General features: G+C 49.9%; 24 protein-coding genes and 1 riboswitch. Of the genes, 16 read left to right on the top strand and 8 right to left on the bottom strand.

The genetic code is table 11. The features are described from left to right. The first annotated feature begins 43 nt into the window (after positions 1 to 43). The 16 genes from KNQ07_RS04790 to KNQ07_RS04715 all read left to right on the top strand — a co-directional run bounded on the left by KNQ07_RS04790 (position 44) and on the right by KNQ07_RS04715 (position 13,981). The gene (locus KNQ07_RS04790; protein ID WP_214765044.1) at positions 44 to 469 is read left to right on the top strand and encodes an OsmC family protein; all 426 of its coding nucleotides are present in this window, start codon (positions 44 to 46) and stop codon (positions 467 to 469) included. A gap of 5 nt (positions 470 to 474) precedes the next feature. Beyond that, the gene (nagZ, locus tag KNQ07_RS04785; RefSeq protein WP_251139479.1) at positions 475 to 1,704 is read left to right on the top strand and encodes a beta-N-acetylhexosaminidase; all 1,230 of its coding nucleotides are present in this window, start codon (positions 475 to 477) and stop codon (positions 1,702 to 1,704) included. Between the two features lie 59 nt (positions 1,705 to 1,763). Further along, positions 1,764 to 1,866: riboswitch (TPP riboswitch) on the top strand. A gap of 90 nt (positions 1,867 to 1,956) precedes the next feature. Continuing rightward, positions 1,957 to 2,553, top strand: coding sequence for a thiazole tautomerase TenI (gene tenI, locus KNQ07_RS04780; protein WP_214765040.1), 597 nt, complete (start codon positions 1,957 to 1,959; stop codon positions 2,551 to 2,553). Continuing rightward, the gene (locus KNQ07_RS04775; RefSeq protein WP_214765035.1) at positions 2,550 to 3,542 is read left to right on the top strand and encodes an NAD(P)/FAD-dependent oxidoreductase; all 993 of its coding nucleotides are present in this window, start codon (positions 2,550 to 2,552) and stop codon (positions 3,540 to 3,542) included. The genes tenI and KNQ07_RS04775 overlap by 4 nt, the downstream gene beginning before the upstream one ends. Beyond that, entirely contained in the window at positions 3,539 to 3,742 is a 204-nt protein-coding gene (gene thiS / locus KNQ07_RS04770; protein WP_012370100.1) for a sulfur carrier protein ThiS, read from the top strand. Before KNQ07_RS04775 ends, thiS begins: the two co-directional genes overlap by 4 nt. Before the next feature lie 3 nt (positions 3,743 to 3,745). Beyond that, the gene (locus KNQ07_RS04765; RefSeq protein WP_214765034.1) at positions 3,746 to 4,513 is read left to right on the top strand and encodes a thiazole synthase; all 768 of its coding nucleotides are present in this window, start codon (positions 3,746 to 3,748) and stop codon (positions 4,511 to 4,513) included. Further along, the gene (locus KNQ07_RS04760; protein WP_214765033.1) at positions 4,510 to 5,538 is read left to right on the top strand and encodes a thiazole biosynthesis adenylyltransferase ThiF; all 1,029 of its coding nucleotides are present in this window, start codon (positions 4,510 to 4,512) and stop codon (positions 5,536 to 5,538) included. The genes KNQ07_RS04765 and KNQ07_RS04760 overlap by 4 nt, the downstream gene beginning before the upstream one ends. 108 nt (positions 5,539 to 5,646) lie before the next feature. Next, positions 5,647 to 6,036: a hypothetical protein gene (locus KNQ07_RS04755; protein WP_131502886.1), complete on the top strand. Its 390-nt coding sequence runs from the start codon at positions 5,647 to 5,649 to the stop codon at positions 6,034 to 6,036. A gap of 82 nt (positions 6,037 to 6,118) precedes the next feature. Then, positions 6,119 to 6,325 (top strand): helix-hairpin-helix domain-containing protein, encoded by a 207-nt coding sequence (locus tag KNQ07_RS04750; protein ID WP_131973025.1) that lies wholly within the window; start codon positions 6,119 to 6,121, stop codon positions 6,323 to 6,325. A 146-nt stretch (positions 6,326 to 6,471) separates the two neighbouring features. Next, entirely contained in the window at positions 6,472 to 7,593 is a 1,122-nt protein-coding gene (locus tag KNQ07_RS04745) for an exonuclease SbcCD subunit D (protein ID WP_214765032.1), read from the top strand. Then, entirely contained in the window at positions 7,575 to 10,583 is a 3,009-nt protein-coding gene (locus tag KNQ07_RS04740) for an AAA family ATPase (protein WP_214765031.1), read from the top strand. The genes KNQ07_RS04745 and KNQ07_RS04740 overlap by 19 nt, the downstream gene beginning before the upstream one ends. Before the next feature lie 10 nt (positions 10,584 to 10,593). After that, the gene (locus tag KNQ07_RS04735) at positions 10,594 to 11,385 is read left to right on the top strand and encodes an AAC(3) family N-acetyltransferase (RefSeq protein WP_214765030.1); all 792 of its coding nucleotides are present in this window, start codon (positions 10,594 to 10,596) and stop codon (positions 11,383 to 11,385) included. Between the two features lie 59 nt (positions 11,386 to 11,444). After that, positions 11,445 to 12,182: a Bax inhibitor-1/YccA family protein gene (locus tag KNQ07_RS04730; RefSeq protein WP_131973022.1), complete on the top strand. Its 738-nt coding sequence runs from the start codon at positions 11,445 to 11,447 to the stop codon at positions 12,180 to 12,182. 226 nt (positions 12,183 to 12,408) lie between these two features. Next, entirely contained in the window at positions 12,409 to 12,807 is a 399-nt protein-coding gene (locus KNQ07_RS04725) for an RrF2 family transcriptional regulator (protein WP_214765029.1), read from the top strand. A gap of 241 nt (positions 12,808 to 13,048) precedes the next feature. Further along, positions 13,049 to 13,459: a hypothetical protein gene (locus KNQ07_RS04720; RefSeq protein ID WP_214765028.1), complete on the top strand. Its 411-nt coding sequence runs from the start codon at positions 13,049 to 13,051 to the stop codon at positions 13,457 to 13,459. Positions 13,460 to 13,591: 132 nt separating this feature from the next. Then, entirely contained in the window at positions 13,592 to 13,981 is a 390-nt protein-coding gene (locus KNQ07_RS04715) for a thiol-disulfide oxidoreductase DCC family protein (protein ID WP_131973019.1), read from the top strand. 76 nt (positions 13,982 to 14,057) lie between these two features. Here the strand turns inward: KNQ07_RS04715 and KNQ07_RS04710 are convergent, their stop codons facing one another. From KNQ07_RS04710 to KNQ07_RS04675, 8 genes are all read right to left on the bottom strand, one after another. Further along, positions 14,058 to 15,209 (bottom strand): DUF3238 domain-containing protein, encoded by a 1,152-nt coding sequence (locus tag KNQ07_RS04710; RefSeq protein ID WP_214765027.1) that lies wholly within the window; start codon positions 15,207 to 15,209, stop codon positions 14,058 to 14,060. 96 nt (positions 15,210 to 15,305) lie between these two features. Next, positions 15,306 to 15,605 (bottom strand): spore coat protein, encoded by a 300-nt coding sequence (locus tag KNQ07_RS04705; RefSeq protein ID WP_255508434.1) that lies wholly within the window; start codon positions 15,603 to 15,605, stop codon positions 15,306 to 15,308. A 94-nt stretch (positions 15,606 to 15,699) separates the two neighbouring features. Next, entirely contained in the window at positions 15,700 to 15,825 is a 126-nt protein-coding gene (locus tag KNQ07_RS16235; protein ID WP_261966327.1) for a hypothetical protein, read from the bottom strand. A gap of 6 nt (positions 15,826 to 15,831) precedes the next feature. Further along, positions 15,832 to 16,713 (bottom strand): manganese catalase, encoded by an 882-nt coding sequence (locus KNQ07_RS04695; RefSeq protein ID WP_214765149.1) that lies wholly within the window; start codon positions 16,711 to 16,713, stop codon positions 15,832 to 15,834. A 146-nt stretch (positions 16,714 to 16,859) separates the two neighbouring features. Beyond that, positions 16,860 to 17,831, bottom strand: a complete 972-nt coding sequence (locus KNQ07_RS04690; RefSeq protein ID WP_214765026.1) for a DUF2817 domain-containing protein — start codon at positions 17,829 to 17,831, stop codon at positions 16,860 to 16,862. 15 nt (positions 17,832 to 17,846) lie between these two features. Then, complete coding sequence (locus KNQ07_RS04685) at positions 17,847 to 18,392, bottom strand: cysteine hydrolase family protein (protein ID WP_214765025.1); 546 nt, start codon at positions 18,390 to 18,392, stop codon at positions 17,847 to 17,849. 15 nt (positions 18,393 to 18,407) lie between these two features. Further along, on the bottom strand, positions 18,408 to 18,713 hold the full coding sequence (locus KNQ07_RS04680; protein WP_131973013.1) for a hypothetical protein: 306 nt from the start codon (positions 18,711 to 18,713) through the stop codon (positions 18,408 to 18,410). A 31-nt stretch (positions 18,714 to 18,744) separates the two neighbouring features. Next, positions 18,745 to 21,114 carry a sensor histidine kinase gene (locus tag KNQ07_RS04675; protein ID WP_214765024.1) on the bottom strand — a complete coding sequence of 790 codons (2,370 nt, stop codon included), beginning with the start codon at positions 21,112 to 21,114 and terminating at the stop codon, positions 18,745 to 18,747. Positions 21,115 to 21,196: the final 82 nt, after the last annotated feature.

Here is a 21,196-nt window from a genome sequence, read left to right as displayed (position 1 = left end):
AGAGTAGGAAACATCACTTAAATCAGAAAAGGACGTGATCTTGATGCAAGCAACAGTCACTTGGAATCACAAGATGGGTTTTAGCGGGGAGACCGAATCCGGACATCACTTAGCGATGGATGCCGCGCCAGAAAACGGCGGAGACAATCAAGCACCCCGGCCGACAGAGCTCCTTCTTCACGCCGTCGCCGGTTGTACAGGCATCGATATCGTCTCAATTTTAGAAAAGATGCGTTTGACGCTGACGTCATTTGAAATGGATATCGAAGGCGAACGGGCGGATGATCATCCCCGGCGTTTCACGACGATTTCAATTCATTACCGGCTTGAAGGTGATTTACCGGACGATAAAGTCCGCCGGGCGATTGCCTTATCAAAAGACAAATACTGCTCGGTCTCACAATCGCTGAACGCAGAAATTGAAGTCTATTACTCGATCAACGGCGTCCGGAACGAGGAACCGATTTGAAACGGATGGTTCCTGTTCTGTTGGCAAGTGTCCTCCTCGCCGGTTGTGCTGACGAGCCGGCACAACCGGTCGAACCGCAACCGAAGCCGGCGAAGAAAACAAAGCCGCCGCAGCCGGATCGACCTTCTGCTGCTGAGCGGGCAGAGAAACAACTTAAAGAAACCGTCTCGAACATGTCGACGGCGGAAAAAGTCGATCAGTTGCTGTATATCGGTGTGACGGGAACAGCTCTGACACAAGCCGACCGAACGCTGTTGCAGGATCATGCACTCGGTGGTGTGCTGTTACTCGGCGGCAACATCACGTCGACCGATCAACTGAAAACCTTTACGGCAGCGATTGCTGAAGCCCAACCGGCTGATGCAAAAGCGTTTCTCGGCTTTGACGAAGAGGGCGGACGCGTCAGTCGGGTCCCGGACGCACAGCTCAAATTATCACCGAGTCTGTCGTTCGGTCAAAAAAATGATCCAGCATTGATGAAGGAAGTCGGACAGACACTTGGTTCGATTTCCCGTTTTTACGGCTTTAATATGGACTTCGCCCCGGTTCTTGACGTGAACAGTAATCCGGCGAATCCGATCATCGGCGACCGGGCACTCAGTGCGGATCCGCAACAGGTCGCACGGCTGGGTGTGCCGTTGATGCAGGGAATGAAAAAAGAAGACATCGTTCCGGTCGTCAAACATTTTCCGGGACACGGTGACACGACGGTCGATTCCCATGTCGGTCTGCCGCGGGTCGATGCGACAAAAGCGGAACTCGAACAGACGGAACTGGTCCCGTTCAAGCGGGCGATTGAAGAGGGGGCCGAGATGGTCATGGTCGCGCACATCCTGTTCCCGGCCCTCGACAAAAACCGTCCGTCTTCATTGTCAAAACCGGTCATGACCGGCGTCTTGCGGGATGAACTGAAGTTTGACGGAGTCATCATCACGGATGATCTCGTCATGGGAGCGATTACGGAACAGTACGGTCTTGCCCAGGCCGCAAGTCTTGCGCTTGAAAACGGTGCCGACATGGCGATGTTCTCGGCTCCGGGTGCGTATACGTCCGTCCACAAGGAAATCATGGCACGGATCAAACAAGATAAATTGTCGAGAGCCGATCTCGATCAGAAGGTCATCCGGGTTTTACGCTTAAAACAAACGTATGACTTGTCGCAAACGAAACGTGTCGACGAATACCAACGCTTGATCGAGCAGGTCAAAGCGGTCGAAGCGGACATGCGACATTAATCAAGGGTAGAACAAATCGGACTACCCGTGGTAAACTACAGGCGTACCACACAAATCAATATCTACACTAGGGGAGTCTCGCAGCAGACTGAGACGGAAGTATCCGGACCCTTTGAACCTGATCTAGTTCGTACTAGCGGAGGGAAGTGGATTCCGATCATTCATAGAGGATGCGACGGCTGTCGCCCTTTTTTGTAGGACCACTCCATCAGTTCATGGGGTGGTCCTTTTTCGTGTGGAAAGGGGGAAATGATGAGCCAGTTACATCTGATGACAACCGGTCAACAGGGCTGGGAAACGCTGGAACATACATTACCGGAACTCGCGATGCGTGTCGACCGGATTCATCTGCGGGAACCGCTTTGGTCCGCACGGGAGTTGGTGACCTGTATTGAGTTTTTAATGAAACGCGGGGTGCCGGCGGAACGATTAATCGTCCATGACCGGCTTGACGTCGCTCTCGTCACCGGCATCGGGATTCAACTGACGACACGCAGTATTCCGGTCGATCGTGTCCGGAGCCGTTTTAAGGAACTGCGGATCGGTCAATCGGTCCATTCGCTGACGGAAGCGGCAGCAGCAGAACAAGCCGGTGCGGATTACGTGATGTACGGTCACATTTTTGAAACCGGATCAAAACCCGGTGTACCGCCGCGGGGACTGCATGCCTTAAAACAGATTGTCGAGCAGGTCTCGATTCCGGTCATTGCGATCGGCGGCATCAAACCGGGCAACGTTCAGGAGGTCATTGCGACCGGTTGTTTGGGCGTTGCCGTCTTGTCGGGGATTCTCGGGCAAGCGAATTCGCTTAAAGCAGCTGACCGGTTCCGGGAGGTGATGCAACGATGACACGACCGGATGTCTTAATCATCGGGACCGGCATGATCGGTTTGACGCTCGGCTATGAGTTGCTTAAACGCGGACAAACTGTCCGTTTACTTGACCAGTCGACAGCCGGACAAGGGACGACACGGGCAGCGGCAGGGATGCTTGCGACAGACGAAGAACTGCCGGAACCGTTACACGAACTGGCGGCGCTGAGCCGGACGTTGTATCCGGAGCTGGTCCGGCAATTGTTGGACGAGACCGGTCTCGGGAGCGGTTATCTGGAACAGCCGTTTTGCCTGCATCGAGGAAATCAATTCTTGACGTTCGAACAAGTTGGACAAATCGATTCCCGATTAGTGACGCAGGCTTTACGGAGCGCGATCGAACGACGGGGCGGAGTCATTGAAGAAGACACATCTGTTTCGCAGCTCGTTCGGGACAAACAGCGGATCATCGGCGCCGAGACGAACCGGGGTCTGCGGACAGGCAGACAAATCATTGTCGCCAGTGGTCGTGGATCGGAAGCCGTGTTACGTTCGATCGGCATCACAATCGATACATGTCCGGTCAAGGGGGAATGCCTGTCCGTGCGCCTCATGACCGGATGGCTCGACCGGACACTATTTAATGAACAGGTGTACCTCGTTCCGAAAGCAGACGGACGAATCATCATCGGAGCGACGGAACGGTCCGGGGATGAATCGACGACCGTCAGTCTCGACAGTATTCGTTTGTTAGTGAATCAAGCCATCAGGCTCTATCCGCCGCTTGCGGAAGCTGTGTTTGTCGAAGCGTGGGCCGGCGTCCGACCGCAAACCGGTGACGGTCTGCCGTATCTTGGACCGGTGGACGGCATCGAAGGATTATTCGTCGCAACCGGTCATCACCGGCATGGCATCTTACTGGCACCGGCGACGGCGACTGTGCTGGCAGATTGCATCATGGGGCAAAAACCGAAAGTGATGTTGGGTGCTTTTAGTCACCAGCGACAGGGGGAGAAAACGAAGTGAACATTCGTTTAAATGGAAAAGACTACGCATTGATCGAAGAAACGACGACGTTACACGACTTATTGCAACATCTGGCGATTGACGGAAAAATCGTCATCATCGAGCAGAACCGGCAGATCATCGATCGGTCCCGTTATCCGGACACGACCGTCCAACCCGGTGATGTCGTTGAAATCGTTCATTTTGTAGGAGGAGGATGAATCATGTTAGAAATCGGTGGAAAAACATTTGCTTCACGCTTGTTACTCGGAACGGGAAAATATCCGGATGCAACGACGCAACAACAGGCGGTCGAAGCATCCGGGACGAACATTCTGACGTTTTCAGTCCGACGGCTCGACGTCTTTGCCAAAGGACAGACCAACCCGCTCGCGGCACTTGATTTAAACCGCTACGATTTGTTGCCGAACACGGCGGGTGCAAAGACGGCGGAGGAAGCCGTTCGCCTTGCCCGACTTGCCCGCGCATCCGGGATGTGCGATATGGTCAAAGTTGAAGTGATCGGGTGCGACAAGACGTTATTGCCGGACCCGGTTGAAACGTTGCGGGCGTCAGAGGAACTGATCAAGGACGGTTTCATCGTCTTACCGTATACTTCCGACGATTTATTGCTGGCGCGCCGGCTCGAAGAACTCGGTTGTCATGCGATCATGCCGGCCGCATCACCGATCGGTTCCGGTCAGGGGATTCTGAATCCGCTTGCGCTCAGTTTTATCATCGAACAACTGACGGTCCCGGTCATCGTCGACGCCGGCATCGGTTCACCGGCAGACGTGGCTTACGCAATGGAACTCGGAGCGGATGCTGTCCTGTTGAATTCAGCCGTCGCCCACGCCGGAGATCCCGTTAAGATGGCACAGGCGATGAAACTGGCGGTCGAAGCGGGGCGCCTCGGTTTTGAAGCGGGACGGATCGAGAAAAAACGGTATGCGACGGCAAGCAGTCCGATGACCGGGATCAGCCGACCGTGACGGATCGGTACAGCCGGCAAGTCCGATTTCGTCCGATCGGACAAAAGGGGCAGGATCAAATGGCGGATCGTCACGTCGTCATCATCGGTGCCGGTGCACTCGGGACTGCGAATGCCGAACAGCTTGTCCGGGGAGGGGTCGGACACGTCACGTTGATTGACCGGGATCATGTCGAGTGGAGCAACCTGCAACGGCAACAACTCTATACGGAACAGGACGTGCAGGATCATTTGCCGAAGGCGGTTGCGGCCAAACGCCGGCTCGGCAAAGTCAATTCGGTGGTTTCCGTCACGGCAATCGTCGAAGATGTCACGCCGGAAAATATTGAACGTTTGGTCCGCGGCAGTGATTTAATGATTGATGCGACAGACAACTTCGGTGTCCGGATGCTGATCAATGATGTGGCGGCAAAAAGCGGTATTCCCTGGATTTTTGGTGCCTGCGTCGGCAGTTACGGCATGACTTATACGATTCGCCCCGGACAGACACCTTGTCTGCATTGTCTGCTTGAACATCTGCCGAAACAGCAGGAGACATGCGAGACGTCGGGCGTCATCAGTCCCGTCGTCCAGCTTGTCGCGGCGCATCAAGTGACGGAAGCCTTGAAGTATTTGACGGGAGCGGACAACGCCTTACGGCAGACGTTGCTGTCGTTCGACGTCTGGGACAATCATCAGAGTCAAATCAACGTCGGTTCTCTCAGACAATCCGCGTGCCCGTCTTGCGGAGACGATCCGGTCTATCCGTATCTGAATGCACCGATCGTTCAATTCGTGACTTTGTGCGGACGGGATACGGTTCAAATCCGCGGCGAAGGACCGCGGGATTTAGTCCGGCTTGAACAGGAGCTGACTACACACGGGATCAGCTGTCTCCAGAATCCATATCTGCTGATGTTCAAGGCGGACGATTACCGGATTACGGCTTTTGCCGACGGGCGAATTCTTCTCCATGGCGAAGCAAATCTTCAGCAGGCCAAACGAGTATATGAGAACTATTTCACCGGAATATTCACAAAAAAGTAAAACATTTTTTTCGATACATGTTTTAGATGTTTAAAAAAGAGGTAAATAAGACTTCAGACGTAAGTCGGAGATTTTTGGTGAAATTGAATGTGAAGAGGAGTGATTACGATGAAACAAGAATTCGATCAATCGATCCAGTCATTGGATCAGACGAAGCGGACAGACCATGCAGCTGAAGCCGTTCAGCAAGCGAATTGGAATCCAGACCGGTATCGGACGAACCTGAATCCGTTCTATCTGTCACCTTGCAGCGTCGAACGCCGGGAAGACCGTCAACAGGAAGTTGACCGGATTGTCGAAGTCGAGCCTACATCCTCCCCTCTCCAACAGTTATTCGAGCAGAAGCAGGAAGAACATATAACAGCAATTGAACCAGGTTCTGCGAAGAATCCCGGAGGAAAATTTACGACCGGGATTGTCGTCGGGGCAATCATCGGAGGATCAGTGTCCATCTTCACGTCGGTCAAACGATTTCGTCAAAAGCGCCACACCCACTGAAGATGACAATTAAGCCGTCCGAAAAACCGCCTTCCAGCTAAACAGGAAGGCGGTTTTTGTCTATTGTCAGGAGGAAGCTATAATGAATTCAGACAAACCTGAGGCGAATCCTTTTGAGCTTCTCGCAAAGCCGGCACAACGGGCCCTGAGTGAACACGGCGTGACATCATTGGAATTGTTAGCGATGTATCATGAACATGATATTCTGCAGTGGCACGGAATCGGACCTTCTTCGATACCGAAGTTAAAACAGTTGCTTGGTGAACGTGGACTGACCTTTAAAACATGATGCATCATAAAACCCATTGCTTGACCGGGAGACTATCGGTCAAGCAATGGGTTTTACTTGGTTTGGAATCGGTCAGATCATCGTCAGAACCATTCAAGTCATGCTAAAATAAGGATATTATAGAGGAAAAGTGAGCGTGATGAGAGATGAAATGGATTCATACTGCCGATTGGCATTTAGGAAAAATCGTTCATGGCGAATCGATGCTCGACAATCAGCGGGCTGTTCTCCAGGAATTTCTACAATTGCTTGACCGGGAACAGCCGGACGCGGTCATCATTGCCGGTGATCTGTATGACCGTGCCGTCCCGCCGACGGAAGCGGTCGAACTGCTTGATACGGTGTTAGCCGACATTGTTCTGGAACGGAAGATTCCGGTCGTCGCGATCAGCGGCAACCATGATTCAGCGGAACGGCTGAGTTTCGGTACACCGTTATTACAACGGGCGGGTCTTCACCTGGCAGGTAAATTGACGGAGGCGATCGAACCGGTTCAGATCAACGGCGTCCGTTTTTATCCGGTGCCGTTCGCAGATCCGGCGACCGTCCGCTATGTCTATCAGGATGAAACAATCCGGACGCATGATGACGCGATGCGAAAAATCATCGGAACGCTGGACATCGATGGACCAAGTGTCCTCGTTGGGCATGCCTTTGTCATCGGCGGGCTTGAGACCGATTCCGAACGCCAATTGTCGGTCGGGACAGCGGGACAGGTCAGCGCCAGTGCGTTTGCTCCGTTCACCTATACGGCGCTCGGACATTTGCATAATCCACTTGCGATCAAGTCGGAGACAATCCGGTACAGCGGTTCGTTATTGAAATATTCGTTTTCGGAAGCCAGTCATGTCAAAGGCGTCGATATTTTGACACTGAACGAAAACGGGACGTTTGACCGTCGCTTCGAACCGTTGACGGCCAAGCGCGATTTGCGTGAACTGACAGGCAGTCTTGCCGAACTGACGAATCCGGTCTTCGTCGAAACACAAGCGACGGACGATTACATTAAAATCAACCTGACGGATGCCGAAGCCTTGATTGATCCGATGGGGAAATTAAAGAAGCTGTATCCGAATATTCTTCACCTCGAACGGACCGGATTCACACGCGAAAGTACCCGGGCGGTCCAGGCATCACGCGATCAGGTGCAGGCGGCGACGCTAACGGATCTGTTCCGGGAATTTTATGAAGCGGTAAGGGAAAAACAACCGACGGATGCGATGCAGACCGTCTTAGAGGAGGAAGCTGCATGCGTCCAGAACGATTAACCCTACGTGCGTTCGGACCGTTTGCCGACGAACAGACGATTGATTTTCGCGCACTCGGCGGACGGACGATGTTCGTCATCTCCGGGAATACCGGCGCCGGAAAAACGACGATTTTTGATGCATTGACGTTTGCATTGTACGGCGAGACGTCAGGCGGGGAACGGGAAATGAGCGATTTGCGCAGTCATTTCGCGAAACCGGAACACAAGACGGAAGTCGAACTCGAATTTCTGTTAAAAGGCGAACGCTACCGGATTATCCGGCAACCGAGTCAGCCGCATCCGGTCAATAAAACGGATTACGGACATGAGGCGGAACTCGCCCGGCATGATGGGACGAGCTGGAAACCTCTTGCGCTAAAAATTCCGGAAATCCGTCAGCAGGTGCAGGAACTGTTGCAACTCGACCACAAACAGTTTTCGCAAATCCTGCTGCTCCCGCAAAATAAGTTCCGCGAACTGTTGATGGCGGAGTCAAAAGATAAGCTGCAGATCCTCAAGCAGTTGTTCAAGACGGAACATTATGGGGAGTTTCAGCAACGGCTGCACCGGAAAGCGCTGGATCTTGCTGCGGCGATCAAAGAAACGAAAACGAAGCAGCTTGCGAAGCTCGAAGAATTACCGCTCGACCTCAACTGGTCGGAAGCGACGGAAACGACAATCCGTCACCAAACAGATACATTGCTTGTAGCACTTGATGAAAAAATTGAACAGGCGAAAACGGTGGAACAGACAGGACGTCAAACGGTCGAACAGTTGACGGAGCGGCTGCGCCAGGCGGAGCACCTCGAGCAGACATTTACCGAGTACGATCAATTGTTACATCTCGAACAACAGCTCGCCTTGACGTTGCCGGAAACAATACGCCAGAAAGAACAATATGACGCGGCTTCCCGGGCAGCAGCCATCCAAGGGGTGTACGAAACGTTTCAGTCGGAGGAACAATCGGTCCGGCAATTGACCGGGACGAAACAAACCGTCCTGTCCGAACTCAAGCACCTGCAACAGCAACTCGACCAGGTCAACCGGACCGTTGAGCAATTGACGATGCAGGAACCGGAAATACGCGAGGCGTCACGGCGCCTGGAGCAAATCACGGAAGAGCTGCAACGGCTGAAGGATCAAGAACAATTGGTGCGTCAACAAGAAGACTTACGGCGTGCCGTTGCTAAGCTGAATCCGGACGCATTACGTGAACAACGGACTCGTCAGCGCAGTGAACGGACACAGCTGCAGGCAGAGATTTCGATGATGATCGACGATTCGAGCATCCGTCTGTCCTTACAGGAACGCCGCTTCGTCCTGCAATCCATCGAACAGAAACACTTAGAGTGGCAACGGAATGAAGCCGAGCGACTGCAGCTGATCGAGCAGGGGACACGCGTGAAAGCGGAGAAAGAACAGGCCGAAAAAACGTACACGGCTGGCCGGCAGAATGAACGCCGTCAACTGGCAGCGGAACTTGCGGCACATCTGCATGACGGGGAAGCATGTCCGGTCTGCGGTAGTGCAACGCATCCGCAACTTGCTGTCAAAATGGAAGCGCTCGATGTCGAAGCGTTGCATCAGTCCTACTTAACCGCACAATCGGCGCACCAGGAGTTACAGGCGACGTACCGGACAGTCGCGGAACGGAAACGGCAACTCGAACAGGAACTCGCGACACTTGCGGACGGACAACCGGTTCCGACCGATGTGACCGCGATTCGTTCTGAAATCAACGACTTGAAAGGGCAAGAAAATCGATTACAGCAACAACAGGAACGAAAACAGCAACTGGAGCAACAGCTCCGGACAATCGAGACGGAATTGGAACAGGCAGACCGGCAAATCGAAGAGGAGACGAATCAGCAGTCGAAACTGTTGCTGGAGCTCGCTCGGCTTGAAGGCATGCTGAACCGAAATCCGGATGAGGCGTCACGTCGTGAGTTGGAAATCGAACAGCAGACACTGACAAAACGATTGGCGGAGTTTGAAGCGGCACGGACAGCAAGTCAGAATCAAAAACAACGGCTCGATCAAGAAGTCGCGGCACGAAGTGGACGCCTCGAGCATATCGAAGAAGAATTGGCGACCCATACATCCAAGCAGACGGAAGTCAAACGCGTGTTTGAACGGAGTTTACAGGAAGAACGCTTCGAGACAGTCGAACAATTCGAGCAGGCCCGTCTGACACGACAGATGATGGAAGGGTTAGCGGAGCGACTCGAAGCCGACCGGCGAAAACGGCAGGATGTCGAAAGTGGTCTTGGGCGGATCCGACAACTGATTCAGCAACAGGATCGTCCGGATCTGACGGCTCTTCGTCCGCTCGTCAGACAAGCGGAAGCGGAACTGGCGACAGCGACGGATTACCGGATTGGCGTTGAGAAAGAACAGTTGCACATCAAACAACTGGTCGATGCCTGGTCGAGTCTTCAGCAACAAATCGAAGCGGAGGATGCACGGTACGGTATCCTCGGTGAGCTGGCCCGGGTCGGTGTCGGAGAGAACGCGCAACGGATGACGTTTGAAACGTATGTCCAGACCGCCTACTTTGACGAAATCCTGCAGGCGGCGAACCGTCACTTGCACGGGATGACGTCCGGACGCTTCCTGCTCGAACGGAAGACGGAAGCCGGTAAAGGCTTGAAGAAATACGGTCTTGATTTAAACGTTTTTGATGCCTATACGTCGCAGACTCGTCACGTCAAGACGTTGTCCGGCGGGGAAAGCTTTAAGGCCTCACTCGCCTTGGCACTCGGTCTGTCGGAAGTCGTGCAGGAAGCGAGCGGAGGTGTATCGCTTGAGACGATGTTCATCGATGAAGGATTCGGTACGCTTGATCCGGAATCGCTCGAGCAGGCGATCGAGACACTGCTTTCGATTCAGGCAAGCGGCCGGATGGTCGGAATCATCAGTCACGTTCAGGAACTGAAGTCACGGGTCGATGCGAAAATTGAAGTGACGCAAGGCAAAACAGGATCGACGATTCGTCTTGTCGTCGAGTGAGGGGTGCGAAATGGAAACAAGACAAATGGTCACGAAATCAAAACTGATCACCGATTTGAAACAACTCGGTGTGACGCCGGGTATGAAAGTATTCGTCCACAGCGCGATGAAACAGATCGGCTGGATTCCCGGCGGAGCACAAGCGCTGATCGAAGCGTTGCAGGAAGTCATCACGCCGGACGGTCTGATCATGATGGCGGCACAGAGTACGGATAATTCGGATCCGAAAAACTGGAGCCGTCCTGCCGTTCCGGAAGACTGGTGGGAGACAATCCGTCAGCAAATGCCGGCATACGACCCGGCGAAGACACCAACCCGGAGTATCGGCAAGGTACCGGAACTGTTCCGGACGTTCCCGGGCGTCAAACGCAGTGCCCACCCGATGTGGTCAGTCACGGCGTGGGGAAACGAGGCATCGGAATTCGTTGCCGGACATACGATTGAAAATGGATTTGGTCCTGGTTCACCGCTTGAAAAGTTCATCGAAGCGGACGGACAGATTCTGCATCTCGGTTCACCGTGGGATTCGACGACCGTCTGGCATTACGCCGAATACGGAGTCGACCGGCCGCTCGAGGAATCGGGATGTAAGATGCTTCAAGGAGATGAAGAAATCTTCATTCGTTATCAGCACCGGATCATCGACAGTGATCCTTTTGGACCGATCGGCGAAGGAATTATGGACGAACCGTTCGTCACGACAGGTAAAGTCGGACAGGCGACGTCGCACCTTGTCTCAGCGAAAGCATCGATCCCGGTCGTCATGCTGCAGCTGAATGCCTTAAATAGTTGGTTAAGCTGAAACTTTTCCGGAAAACAACCGTAGTAAGAAATAGAAAAAATAGAAGGAGTGAACGCAAGATGGCAACACGATTTAAAGTGAATCCGGCCTTACGCCGTGGTTTTGAAACGGCACGTGCCGGTGAACGGCCGATGACGAAGGCAGGGACGATGAGTAAGATTTTCCTGTTGCTCGCCCTTGTCACGGCAGCAGCCGGTGGAACATGGTTCTTCTTAGCCGCGAATCCGCAATTTTTAGTACCGGCTTTGATTGGCGGAGTCGTCCTCGGATTGATTCTCGCGCTGATCATCACGTTTAAACCACGAACGGCACCCGTGCTCTCACCGGTCTATGCAATCGTCGAAGGGGTCGCCGTCGGAGCGATTTCGTTGATGTTCGAAAGTATGTACCCGGGACTCGTCGGTAAGGCGGTCCTCGCGACATTCGTCGTCTCGTTTGCGATGTGGTTCGTCTATACGACCGGCATGATCAAAGTGACACAACGATTCCGTTCGGCTGTCACGGCAGCGATTCTTTCGATCCTCGTCTTGTACGGCGTCAACTTGTTGCTCGCGTTGTTTGGTGTCGATCTGCCGTTCATGACCGGCAGTTCGCCGCTTGCGATCGGCATTCAGTTTGTCATCGTCATCGTCGCCTCACTGTCGCTCGTGATGGACTTTGATTTCATCTCGCAACAAGTCCAGGCCCGTGCGCCGAAATCGATGGAGTGGGTGGCCGCGTTCGGATTAATCGTCACGATCATCTGGCTCTACATCGAGTTGCTTGATCTGCTGTACCGTTTGGCAGCACGGGACTGATTATTACGAAAAGACATTGCGAAAACGCAATGTCTTTTTTTGATGGAGGAAGCACATAAATGCATTCGGATAAAAAAGGTAGAACCGGAAACCCTCAATTCGATTGTAAAATCCAAGAAAATATTTTATATTTGATTATATTATGTGCAAGTGCACGCTAACAACATAAACATAATCTCATGTAATTGTTTGATTAGAACAGCAAGAACTCAAGAAGGTGAAAAGAATGAAAATGACACGGTCGACGGATTATGCAATTCGCGTTCTGCTCTATGCCACTTTGAATCCCAACCGGCTTGTTCAAATCCAAGAAGTAGCGGATCATTACGCCATTTCCAAAAATCATTTGATGAAAATTGTCCATTCATTGAGTAAGTTCGGGTTAATTACGTCTTATCAGGGACGGAATGGGGGATTTAAGTTAGCCAAAGCACCGAATGAAATCACGCTGGGTCAAGTGGTGGCTTTATTTGAAGAAGTTTCGTATTTGAAAGAAGTATTGCCAACACACGAGAAAGAATCGCTTCGAAATACGCGGCAAGCTTTTGATAATGCTTTTTTATTATTTTCAAATGCTTTGCAAGCGTACACATTAGAAGATTTAACAAAAGTGCAGATTGGATGAAACGAATAAGCACGGTCTTCTTTTTATCAAAAGAAAAAGTGGACCGCTTTTCGTTTTTTTTATGGCTTCGGATTCGGTCTGAAAAGACGAAATATGTTAAACTAAAAAAGGCTAAGCAAATCAGGTTTCTTTGGAATTAAACATACGATATTCTTATATGTTTAATGTTTTGTCTGGATCTTGGCGCAACAAAAGAAAAATCTTCGAACATTTGGTATCGAGGTTAGAAAAGAGGTTTTTGATGTCTGAGATAAGCATTGAACGCATCATTCGTTTTATTCAAAAATTAATTCACCCTCCGTTTTTCCTTACGACGCGGCGGGGAAGAAATCATGAAGTTCACCTTGAAGTCCGGTATTTGGACGTGTCAGAACGTATGAAATCGTCCCTTCTTCATGAAACCATCCATCTCTTACATACGCATACAAGTGAAGAAGTGAGAGAACGACTACATGAGGAATTGCTGGCGGTTGCCGTCTATACACAAAAACATTCGACCTTGCTTTTTGCGTTCAGCTTGATCAACGAACCGCCTGTTCGAATCAAATTGATTCAGAATGAGCAGGTGACCTGTCAGACTCTTATCCGGACGCAGGATGATTTAAAAGCATTCGTTCAGAGCCTAGATACGCGATGGATGAGACAGCATTGATCGTCTCTAAAACATGTATAAAAATGGTATGGATTGATCATCGATAGCAATAAGAAGCGAAATACAGGTTTGCTTTATGGATTTGAGCTAAACTAGAAAAAAGGAAATCATTGATAGAGGGAGGACACAAACGTGAAGCCAATCATTTTATTTGATGGGGAATGCAATTTGTGTGATGCCAGTGTGCAGTTTATCCTGAAACGGGATCAAGGGTACTATGATTTTGCTTCATTGCAGGGCGCGACTGGACAGGAACTCATTCAAAAACATCGTTTACCATCTGATTTAAACAGTGTTGTGGTTATCGAGCAGGGAGTTCCTTATATCAAATCGGATGCAGCGCTACGGATTACCAGACACTTAAACGGCGCATGGCCATTCGCTTCGTTTTTCCGCTTCTTACCGCGTGTCGGAAGAGATTTTGTGTATGATATTGTCGCGAAACACCGGCATGAATGGTTCGGAGAAAAGCAACAATGTATGCTTCCTTCTAAAGAAACACGCGCCCGATTCCATGACTGATACGGGTTCGGCATATGTTTCATCAAAAAAGCCAGACGATGTTCATCGTCTGGCTTTTTTGATGAGGTAATGAATATCATCTGGCCTCCATGAACAGCCAATGGCAGCTCGGTAAAGGGTCAGCTAAAAAACTGAGACCGAGGTCATGTGTTTGATGAATCGGCTGAAAAGCACAGGATTCTGTTTGCAGATAAATTTCATGGTGAGGGGAACGAAGATGAGTTCCGCACAACCGCCATCTTCCGTGACCATACGCGGTATGGACCGTATAGTTGATGTCGGGAGCGATCACCAACGGATTGCCGACTGAATGCCGGGTCGTAAACTGGAGAAAGTCTCGGTCCTTTTCAATATCTTCCAGATAAACCTTCCGTGTCGATGCTACGTCTTCACTCCGTAGGCGTCCCGTCGAGGTCAGAGAACGTGTCGGATTGGCCTGCTTAGCAAGGTGAACATGAGGAACATCCTGTAAGCCTGTCATGGCAATCTCAGTCAACGTCCGGTATTCCGTCGCATGGGGATCAAAGGTCCGGTCATCGCCCTCAAAATAAATATGAGGAGAAAGCAGATTCGGATTTTTTAAAATCGGTGGAGCAATAAACGTCATGATTCGCAGTCGTGCGCGGACGGCTTCGGGTTCTTTATTCGGTGCAAGGGGCTCAGATACAAACGGATGGAGAAGGATATAAAGAATAAACGATTCAAACTCCCGTTCCCGATCTGGTTCGTGTTTTAAATGATTCAAAAGTTTTAACGCTCCCTCCATGACGGAGGAGAGTGGTACATTCTGACGAGACGATGGTCGGAGGGCACGGATTTCGTAACGGGCAGACTCGTCTTGCGATGATGCTTCGTACCACGTATGATTATCCGTATCGCCCAAGCGTTTTCCATCTCGGAAGATACTGTAGGATTCGACATCCGGGATAGCCCCCCATACCAAAAGTAATTCCTGGTCTGAACGGATGATGACGGTGGATTTTTGATTCCAAAACAATGTTCCCTCATCGGCGACAACGGCTGTATCGATTGTGATACGGACGTGATTGGTCCGCAGTTCATATTGCACGGGAGAGAAGGGAGCAAGCGTCGTATCGATGAATTCGTGTGCCGCGCCATCACTGAGGATCTCACCGTCACGGAGAAGCTGAACGGGAGAATCCGCTTGCCACGAAAGATGTAAATCTTGACCAAGTTGCTTGACTGTAATGTTTTTAACGGATAGCATAACGGCGTCCTCCGATCAGTCTTTTAATCCCTTTCGCTTCCCATAATAGGCGGAAGTTACGAAACCCTCTCTTCTCGACCGAAGAGAGGGAAATGTTTACTTGCTCTGAACCAATTCCTGAATCAGGTTCATCTTTTCTTCATCATGCTTCAACTGCTTTTTTAAATCGTATGCCAGGTACATATCATTTTCAATCATGTAAGTCGCAATATCAGCATGTGTCTGAATGGCATGATTCAACTGCTTCGTCAGGATTTTTCTGACATCGGGAGAAGCAGCTTCCGTAACGGCCACGGCATAGGCGCGGACGAGTGATTTGGCACTGACGAGATGGTCGATGGCGATCAGTTCGTCTCTTTTCTTGCTGGCACGGTTCATCTGTTTTTGAATGGTCACAAAAAGCACCTCCGGTCGTTCGTCTGGTGGAATCAATGGAATAAAGGTTGTAGCTCTTTTAGTGCACGTTCTGATTCTTTGATGTCCTGTTCAATCAGTTTTTTAACTTTTTATCTTTGACGAGCGGGCTAAGTGCATAAGATTTGACAAGACAGGATTGCTTCATCGTCATAATTTCATGGATTTCCAACGTCTCGTGCAACGCCAGTTGTTTCGCCATCCTGTCTCACTCCTTGTCCTTTAGAATGCGTTTGACTGTATCCGCGACGCCTCGTTTTTGCGGCGGTTCATTCAAATCATGGTGCAGATTGTGTGCCGGAACTTCAGGATTTGGAATTTGACCCTGCGGTGCCGGATTTTCGAGATACACGAATTCACCGGTTCCATCCTGCGCGCTTCCTTGCGCCCAGCGTCCTTCTTTTGAAGCCGTTCCTTCCGACAAGTCCCAAAATTCATAAGCATGCGGCTGGGCTTCCATTTCATCTTCCGGTGCAAACGTGGCCGGGACGACGATGCCGTTTTTCTCTTCCAGCTCTTCAATGGCTGCCATCCATTGATATTGATGATACCGGTCGCGGGCCAGCATTTTCCGGAGTGTTGTCCGGACTGCTTCATCGTTCGTCATGTGATAGAGACGTGCGACCTGAAGTCGCCCCTGCGATTCCGCATGGAGGTTGGATCGCATATCCGCCAAGAGATTACCACTCGCGACAATGTAGGAACCGTTCCACGGCACCCTGTTTGAATTGGAAGGAAGTCCGCCGAGTCCACTGACAAGAAGGTGTTGCGGATTCATTCCACCGAGAATTGCGGCGATGGCAGGATCCTTGGCCGCCTCAGCTTGGTCGTCGGGTGAAGCACCGTCGAGCAATTGCGAAATTAAAGAACATAACATTTCGACGTGACCGATTTCTTCCGTGCCGATATCCATCAGCATATCCTTGTACTTTTCATTTCCCCGACAGTTGAATCCTTGGAACAGATACTGCATCATGACGGTCATTTCCCCAAATTGTCCGCCTAATACTTCCTGGACAGCCCGTGCAAGTTTCGGATCCGGCCGGTCGACCTTAACTTCGAACTGTAATTCCTTTTGGTGTCTGAGAATGATTCATTCCTCCCTCAGATTAAAAACATATATAAAATGTACATGATATATATACCTGTTTAAGAAAAACGAAAACCAAAGGGGAAGGATTGTCATCAAAATGTAATGTTTTAGAAAATGATTTGGACCGGTGATGCAGGCAGTTATCAGGAGGACGACCAAGTCAGATTCCGCTTGAGCAACGGATAGTTCAACGGATCATTCATTAATTCCACCATATGCGAAAAGAGCAAATCCGTTTCGTTCATGACATGCTGACGCCAAAGCCGGTTTTCGGTAAAGATCGCTTGCAGAGGCAGTCGAAAACCGGATGAGTCTTTAGCTGTTCCGCATTCGATGATCAGTCCAAGGAAACCAATCTGCTTTTCATGCGTCCACTGATACAGTGAGTTCAACCATTCACCTTCAAAGAGATAAAGTGGATGTTCGACAATCGGATAACGGGTGAATTCTTTTAAATGATCCGGTGTGCGGCAATCAGCGGAAGGCAGGACCAGTTGAACTTCTGTCTGGAGGCCGTGACCCGTGTGACAGTCAAGAAACAAAACGTGCGAGTAGGGAGTGATGAGGTAGGAAACTGCAGAAAGGACGTCATGAATATACGGGTCAGGCGGCTGTCCGTCAAAATGAATACTTATCGGTTGAGGAACTGGTACGGTTGTGGCGCTTTTGAACAAACGACCGGGACCGATTGGAAGTAACCGGCTTACTGTTTGGAACGAAAACGGGAAGTGTCCGAATCGACTACCGGAGCCCGCCTTCGGGATGAAAACACCACGAAACGGTGCATAAGTGTGATGGTCCATGGTGTCTACATTCATAGCGTGAATGAATAAAAGATCGACTTCGCTGCTGTTAAGCCGGGCGAGATGTTCTTCTAAAAATCGCAATTGCATCGCGCTCCCCGTAAACCCTTCGATTCCATGCAGACCGCTGCTGAGAATGAGCAACGCATGATTTCCCTCACGTTTCGCATGAATCAAGTCGCAGCTGGCATTTTGTGCCTGGTTGATCGGCAGGTGTGAAATGGACGGGTATTTTGTCGGCAAATGATGCAGTGCGGTTTCGAGGAGTCGTTTTCGTGCCGTCTCACATGTTCCTGAAAAGTATTGCAACATGATGCTGTCCTCCTTTTAGTCGAACGATACGTCACTGCTGTTGGAACAATCAATGGATAATGTCGTGTGGAGAATTTCCAATGCGTGCTCTTTCGCATCTTGCGTCTCGGCTGCGGTACAGTCTTTTGGCACCCAGATTTCGTATTCCCGCATATAAGCGTCGTTTGCCGTAAACAGGATACACATGTCGGTCGTGATGCCCGTAATGATCAGGCATGAGATATTGAGATGCTTTAAGAGAATATCCAACTGTGTCCCGTAAAAACCGGAATGTTTCGGCTTGATGATGAAATAATCATCTTCTTGCGGATGCAACGCTTGAACGAAGACATCGCCGAGCCCGCCGCGGCACTCTTCGACAATCTGATCAACGTTTTCTTGCCATAAACTAAAATTGTCATTTACATAAATGACCGGTATATCATGTTCTTTACATATATGTTTAAGGTCGATCAAAGACTTCAATATGGGGCGTGTCTCAGCAAGCAGATTTTCTGCGCCTTCAAAATCCATTTTATTGATGATATCAACGATTAACAAGGCGGTTCCGGTTATTTTCATACTGCAGTCCACTCCTTATAAAAATGTGATGAGGTAATGATAGGGAGAATATAACTGGGCTTTAGCAATAAAGATTTCCGTTGGATCTTCCGATTCTTTTTCCCCCCGGACATCGATGAGACACCGGAAAATCGTCTCTTCGATTTCAGAGACGAATTCCGGATATTGATATAAGGCATACGCTAAATGCCGCCGGACATGATCCTCAATTAAGATAATGGCCGGCGAGGTATCTTTCAAAATCGTGCCTGAGAATGATCCGAGATGATTGCGAAAATCTCGGTTCAAGTAATAAATGATACGATCTAACTCATAATCCATACGTATTCACTTCCTCTGTCTTTAAATCAATTTATGGTTTTCCGTCTTTGGTCCGTTGCACCATCGGCAGCCGGACTAGGAAATCCGTTCCGACATCCAGTTCGGATGAAACAGAAATTTGTCCGGAATGAGCTTCGACGATTTCCTTACAAATCATCAGCCCGAGTCCGGTTCCTTGAATCCGCTTATGGTCGTTGCGCTCCACGCGGTAAAAGGACTCGAACAAATACGGTAGGTCTTGTTTCGGAATGCCGAGTCCGTTATCGCTGATTGTCAGGACAACCTCTTCCTCACTGCAGTCGAGCAGGACCTCGATCTTCGGACTTGACGGCGAGTATTTGATTGCATTACCCAAAAGGTTCGTCAGCAGTTGACGTATTTTTCCACGGTCCGCTTCAATCGTACAGGTCGTATGAGCCGAATCAAACAGGACCTGATGGGAGGTGTTGGAGACATTCATCCAGTCGGCTACTTCCTGTACCAAAGCTGCTATGTCAAAGGATTCAAACGAATAGACTTCCTTTTGGTGACTCAAGCGTTGATAGTCCAAGAAAGCGGTGACAAGCTTACCTAAGCGTTGGGCTTCACTGCGGACAGTTTTTAAATATTTCAATTGTTTTTCACCGGAGACGTTGCGGTGAATCATCAGCTCACTGAATCCTTCAATCGAGGCTAGGGGCGTCCGGAGTTCATGTGAAATCATTGAAATGAAGGCATGCTCCTTTTGTACCGCTTCGACTTCAGCCGTCCGTTCACTTAAGACAAAGATGATACCTTTGCTGTCCGGCAGAAATTCCGTATACAGACGGACGTGACGATTCCTGCTGACTTCGAAATCTTGGGCGTCCATGGCATGGCCGTTCGCTAAATGAATTTTTAATTGTTTCATATAGTCGGTAAAGGCCTCTTTTTCAGTAAAGACCCGGCGAAGGATGGCCATGATGGATTCAAAATCATGCAAAGTATCTGGCAGGTCTCGTAATTCGGGGAACATAGTGACCAACGTCCCGTTGTGAATCAATCGTGAATCGGGAAAATTGACGTACATGACGGCTTCTCGAAGGCTGTCCAAAATCCGTTGGACGTGCTGTTTATCTTCTTTCAGTGCCCGCATATGCTCGATTCGCAAAATCCCGAGTGACAGAATATCGCTGACTGCCGAAAGCTTTTCATATACTTCTGCCGTTGGGTCAGTGAATGTCAACAAGGCAAACGGTTCAGCTTCACGCGAATTCAGCAATGGAATAATCCGTTCAACAAGGTATTGATCCTCTCTGACAGGCTGCGCCAGCCGGGGGATGCTGCCTTCAGACAAAGGATTTTGCCGGTAAATGACTTCTTCTTGCCTCGAAACCAGAGTCAGCTTCAACTCCGGTAAGCCGAATGATCGGGCCACATCCCGTAGCAAATCTTGCGTGCAGTGAAACGTCTCGTATTCCAATAAGTGACGGGCAAGATCCGTCTGAAGTTGTAGCTTGATTTCCGTTTTGTTTTTTTCCGACAGGCTGTCAGAAAGTTCACGGTTCCGGCTTGATAATTGCTGATTGGCACGATCTGTTTCGGATTGTTGAAACGCAAGCATCGTCATCATGTTCTGCATGGCTTTGGCGAGGACGCCGATTTCATCCTGTCGTTTGATCAGAGGCATCGAAGAATAAGCATATGGATTTTTTGTTTGCTTGACCAGACGAACGAGATCATTTGTCAACCGTTGCATGAATCGGAACGTCCAGCTGTTTAAAAGGAAAAAGACAGCAACAAGAACTGTCAACGTTTTCCAAAGGGTCGCTCGCATCTGATGGGCAAGTGTCTGCTGTGCTCTTTTTTCCAGTATATGAATAGAGTTGATATATTGATCCGCTGCTTGTCGGGTCGTCGAAAAAAAATACATGGTATCGAGTGAAGAACGTTCTGTCCCGCTCATAGTCGATTGCAACGGGATGACGAAGGACGCATCCTTTAACATCCGTCGCATGGCGGTAAAATCGGTATATCGGTTGGCGGACTGTCGATTTTCCGTCAATGGAATCAATATTTTTTCGTAGTACTGTATTAAAATCATTGCCGTTTTTGAGTAAGAATCTGTTTCTGCGGAAGGGTAAGTATGCGCCAAATGTTCAAGATCCTGCTTTGTCCGCTTTAAGTCATTCGACAGTCCGAGAGAAGCCGGTGTTTCCTTTAATAAGGCTTCCTGAATCTCAATATTCGTCTCCTGCAAATCATTCCAAATCTCACGTGCAGCAGTTTTTTGATTGGTCAAACGCAACAGCATGACATTATTCTCTTCTAGTTGCTGAATGGAATAGGAATAGGCACCCATCGTCACGCACACTAAAATCATAAAATTTAATAGTAGCAGTCCTGAAAAGGTCCGGGTAATTTTACTGAATATCCATTTCATCATGACCTCTTTCTACAGCGGACAACGGAGATACGTAGTTCGTGTCCCTGATGATCGCTGTGTGAATAACATACTATGATTA

The sequence above is a fragment of the Exiguobacterium sp. s145 genome (assembly GCF_018618835.1).
GTDB classification, from domain to species: domain Bacteria; phylum Bacillota; class Bacilli; order Exiguobacteriales; family Exiguobacteriaceae; genus Exiguobacterium_A; species Exiguobacterium_A artemiae.
Note: the sequence above shows the minus strand (reverse complement) of the source record. Positions and strands in the feature narration are given on the sequence as shown.

Bases quoted from the DNA above. Each gene is read 5' to 3' on its own strand.
- KNQ07_RS04740 (WP_214765031.1), top strand. From the start codon at position 7,575: ATGCGTCCAGAACGATTAACCCTACGTGCGTTCGGACCGTTTGCCGAC.
- KNQ07_RS04690 (WP_214765026.1), bottom strand. From the start codon at position 17,831: ATGTTGCAATACTTTTCAGGAACATGTGAGACGGCACGAAAACGACTC.
- KNQ07_RS04675 (WP_214765024.1), bottom strand. From the start codon at position 21,114: ATGAAATGGATATTCAGTAAAATTACCCGGACCTTTTCAGGACTGCTA.
- KNQ07_RS04765 (WP_214765034.1), top strand. From the start codon at position 3,746: ATGTTAGAAATCGGTGGAAAAACATTTGCTTCACGCTTGTTACTCGGA.
- KNQ07_RS04730 (WP_131973022.1), top strand. From the start codon at position 11,445: ATGGCAACACGATTTAAAGTGAATCCGGCCTTACGCCGTGGTTTTGAA.
- KNQ07_RS04725 (WP_214765029.1), top strand. From the start codon at position 12,409: ATGAAAATGACACGGTCGACGGATTATGCAATTCGCGTTCTGCTCTAT.
- nagZ (WP_251139479.1), top strand. From the start codon at position 475: ATGGTTCCTGTTCTGTTGGCAAGTGTCCTCCTCGCCGGTTGTGCTGAC.
- KNQ07_RS04745 (WP_214765032.1), top strand. From the start codon at position 6,472: ATGAAATGGATTCATACTGCCGATTGGCATTTAGGAAAAATCGTTCAT.
- KNQ07_RS16235 (WP_261966327.1), bottom strand. From the start codon at position 15,825: ATGGCGAAACAACTGGCGTTGCACGAGACGTTGGAAATCCATGAAATT.
- KNQ07_RS04755 (WP_131502886.1), top strand. From the start codon at position 5,647: ATGAAACAAGAATTCGATCAATCGATCCAGTCATTGGATCAGACGAAG.
- KNQ07_RS04750 (WP_131973025.1), top strand. From the start codon at position 6,119: ATGAATTCAGACAAACCTGAGGCGAATCCTTTTGAGCTTCTCGCAAAG.
- KNQ07_RS04680 (WP_131973013.1), bottom strand. From the start codon at position 18,713: ATGGATTATGAGTTAGATCGTATCATTTATTACTTGAACCGAGATTTT.
- KNQ07_RS04720 (WP_214765028.1), top strand. From the start codon at position 13,049: ATGTCTGAGATAAGCATTGAACGCATCATTCGTTTTATTCAAAAATTA.
- KNQ07_RS04735 (WP_214765030.1), top strand. From the start codon at position 10,594: ATGGAAACAAGACAAATGGTCACGAAATCAAAACTGATCACCGATTTG.
- KNQ07_RS04685 (WP_214765025.1), bottom strand. From the start codon at position 18,392: ATGAAAATAACCGGAACCGCCTTGTTAATCGTTGATATCATCAATAAA.
- tenI (WP_214765040.1), top strand. From the start codon at position 1,957: ATGAGCCAGTTACATCTGATGACAACCGGTCAACAGGGCTGGGAAACG.
- KNQ07_RS04790 (WP_214765044.1), top strand. From the start codon at position 44: ATGCAAGCAACAGTCACTTGGAATCACAAGATGGGTTTTAGCGGGGAG.
- KNQ07_RS04710 (WP_214765027.1), bottom strand. From the start codon at position 15,209: ATGCTATCCGTTAAAAACATTACAGTCAAGCAACTTGGTCAAGATTTA.
- KNQ07_RS04775 (WP_214765035.1), top strand. From the start codon at position 2,550: ATGACACGACCGGATGTCTTAATCATCGGGACCGGCATGATCGGTTTG.